The 2,234-nt window shown below is 61.7% G+C and carries 3 protein-coding genes; all 3 read right to left on the bottom strand.

Going from position 1 to position 2,234, the window contains the following annotated elements:
* A partial coding sequence (locus tag VN004_RS02350) for an aminotransferase class IV (RefSeq protein ID WP_325606633.1) occupies nucleotides 1-524 on the bottom strand: 524 nt, incomplete at its 3' end.
* 233 nt (nucleotides 525-757) lie between these two features.
* Nucleotides 758-1,567, bottom strand: coding sequence for a 4-hydroxy-tetrahydrodipicolinate reductase (gene dapB, locus VN004_RS02345; protein WP_325606631.1), 810 nt, complete (start codon nucleotides 1,565-1,567; stop codon nucleotides 758-760).
* A 90-nt stretch (nucleotides 1,568-1,657) separates the two neighbouring features.
* On the bottom strand, nucleotides 1,658-2,215 hold the full coding sequence (locus tag VN004_RS02340; RefSeq protein WP_325606634.1) for an OmpA family protein: 558 nt from the start codon (nucleotides 2,213-2,215) through the stop codon (nucleotides 1,658-1,660).
* Nucleotides 2,216-2,234: the final 19 nt, after the last annotated feature.

Below are 2,234 nucleotides of genomic sequence, written 5' to 3'. Positions count from 1 at the left end.
GGATCGACGAACCACGCTTCCTGCGCTCCGGCTTCCCGGGCCTTCTGCTTGGCCAGCACATTCGGCAACAGGCCGACGCTCTTGATGTCGACCCGGTCCCAGCGGTTTTCCGGAACAGTGATGACCTGCACGCCCGCTTCGGCTTTCTGGTGCACTTTGGCGACGTCGAACTTCTTCGCCGTCACCACCAGAGAAGGCGTTACACCCACCGGGAAAGGATGATCGCGCGGCGCGACCCCGCGTGTGACCTGCAAATAGACGATACCGTCGCGCACATGGTTGCGGCGGATGACCTCGCGCATCACGACCATCAGCGCCGACCTGTGCATCGGCCAGCCGATAGAGAGTTCGGAGAGTGAGCGGTCCAGCCGGTCGAGATGCCCCTTCATGTCGACGATGAAGCCGCGGGCAATCTCGCAGACTTCATAAACGCCATCGGCAAACTGATATCCGCGGTCTTCTATATGAACGGTGGCGTGCCGATGGGCGATGTAACGCCCGTTGACGTAAGCGATGCGCGGCATGGTCTTTTCCCGAGAAACGCGCACACAATATGCGATTCCGACCGGGCGGCAACGGGAGAAACAAAAAAGCGGAGCAAGAGCTCCGCTTCCTCGTCTGTCGCGGTCGCCGCCGGTACATCCGCGGTCAGCAACCTTGTCGACACCTGCCTTTTAGAAGGCCAATGTAACGGCAATACGACAGTTGCTCATAATGTGAGCCCTTATGGTTAACAAAGAGTTAACGGAGACGCATCTCAGTCCATCAGGGCGTCGAGCCCGCGCACCAGTCCCTTTAGGGCTCCGACCCGGCGTATCGCCAGCAGCGTTCCCGCGACATACGGAGCTGCCGAGGATCCGGCATCGTGCCGAATGGTGAGTCGCTCATCGGGGAGACCGAAGATCGCCTCGCAGGAAAGGATGTAGGAAGGCAGGCGCAGCGAGTGAACCTGCACGCCCTCGCCCTGCCCGACCGCGCCCCCGCGTGCGGCAGGCACGCCGGAGACCTGCGATTGCGGCAGGCTCGTTGCGGGTCTTCGTATCTGCGCAAGATGTTCTGCCAGCTCGCGCGCGGTGCCGGAGGGCGCATCAGGTTTCCTGGCGCTGGCATAGTCCATGATTTCGACGTCCGGAACGTATTTCGCGGCCATCAGGGCAAACCGCTTCAGAAGCGTGGCGGTAATCGAAAAATTGCCTGCCGCAATCACACCGACGCCGGCGCTGCGGGCGGCCGCATCGATCTCGGCATAGTCTTCCGCTCCAAGTCCGGAAGTGCCGATCACGACATGACGTCCCTTCGAGATCGACAGAAGCGTGTTGGCCTTGACCGCATCCGGTTTGGTGTAATCCACCACGACATCGGATGGTGCCTGCAGAGCTTCCTCCAGCGAACCCGATACTTTGACCCCGGCTTCCGACGGCAACCCCGCCGCCAGTCCGGCGTCCTGCCCAGCGGATTGACGCGCAACGGCGCCCGCCAGAGCAAGATCATCCGCAGTGATGATAGCCGGCACCAGAGCCTTTCCTACCCAACCGGTCGCCCCGGCCATAACAACTCTTATCGTCATTGCTCGCCCTCACAACTGAAAGGAGAGAAGACACGCCGAAAGCCCGGCGCGTCAAGCCGGGCTTTCTCAGGATATCGGTATCGTGAAGTGTCAGCGAAGGAAGCTGTCTATGCGGCGCAGGGTGACGCGGCGATTGCGCCAGTTTTCGTTCTGCGTGGGAACAAGCAGGAATTCCTTGCCATAGCCAACCGTTTCGAGCGCCCGGGACGGCACACCGAACTGGCGCACCAGAACCCGCTTGAGCGACTCGGCACGGCGTTCCGACAACACCTGATTGGACTGGAATGAGCCCACCGCATCGGTATGGCCCTCAATCAGAACGCGCGCACGCCGGTCGCGGCGAAGAATGCCGTTCAGGGCATCGGCGATATTCTGAACCTTGCGATATTGCGACGGGGCGATTTCCGCCGAAGCGAAATCGAAGTTGATCGACTGGATGTCGATCGAAGGGGCCGCGCGGCGCAGATCCGGCCGGCGCTTGAATTCACCCACGGTGACGCGCTGGTTCTGGTTGAGCCGCATGCGCGGCGCGCTTTCAAGCTGGCGCTGGATGGTGGCGGCCGAAGGTGTCTGCGCCTGAGCGAAAGCGGCTCCGGGCAAGATGACGGCCGCGATAAGAGCGGTCGCAAAGCTGCGGCGGTTGAGCATGGTCTTCTCCTTGTGTCGC

The organism is Pseudorhodoplanes sp., from assembly GCF_035565855.1.
Classification (GTDB): Bacteria; Pseudomonadota; Alphaproteobacteria; order Rhizobiales; family Xanthobacteraceae; genus Pseudorhodoplanes.
The sequence above is the reverse complement of the archived record's forward strand: the minus strand, read 5'-3'. Positions and strand labels throughout refer to the sequence as shown.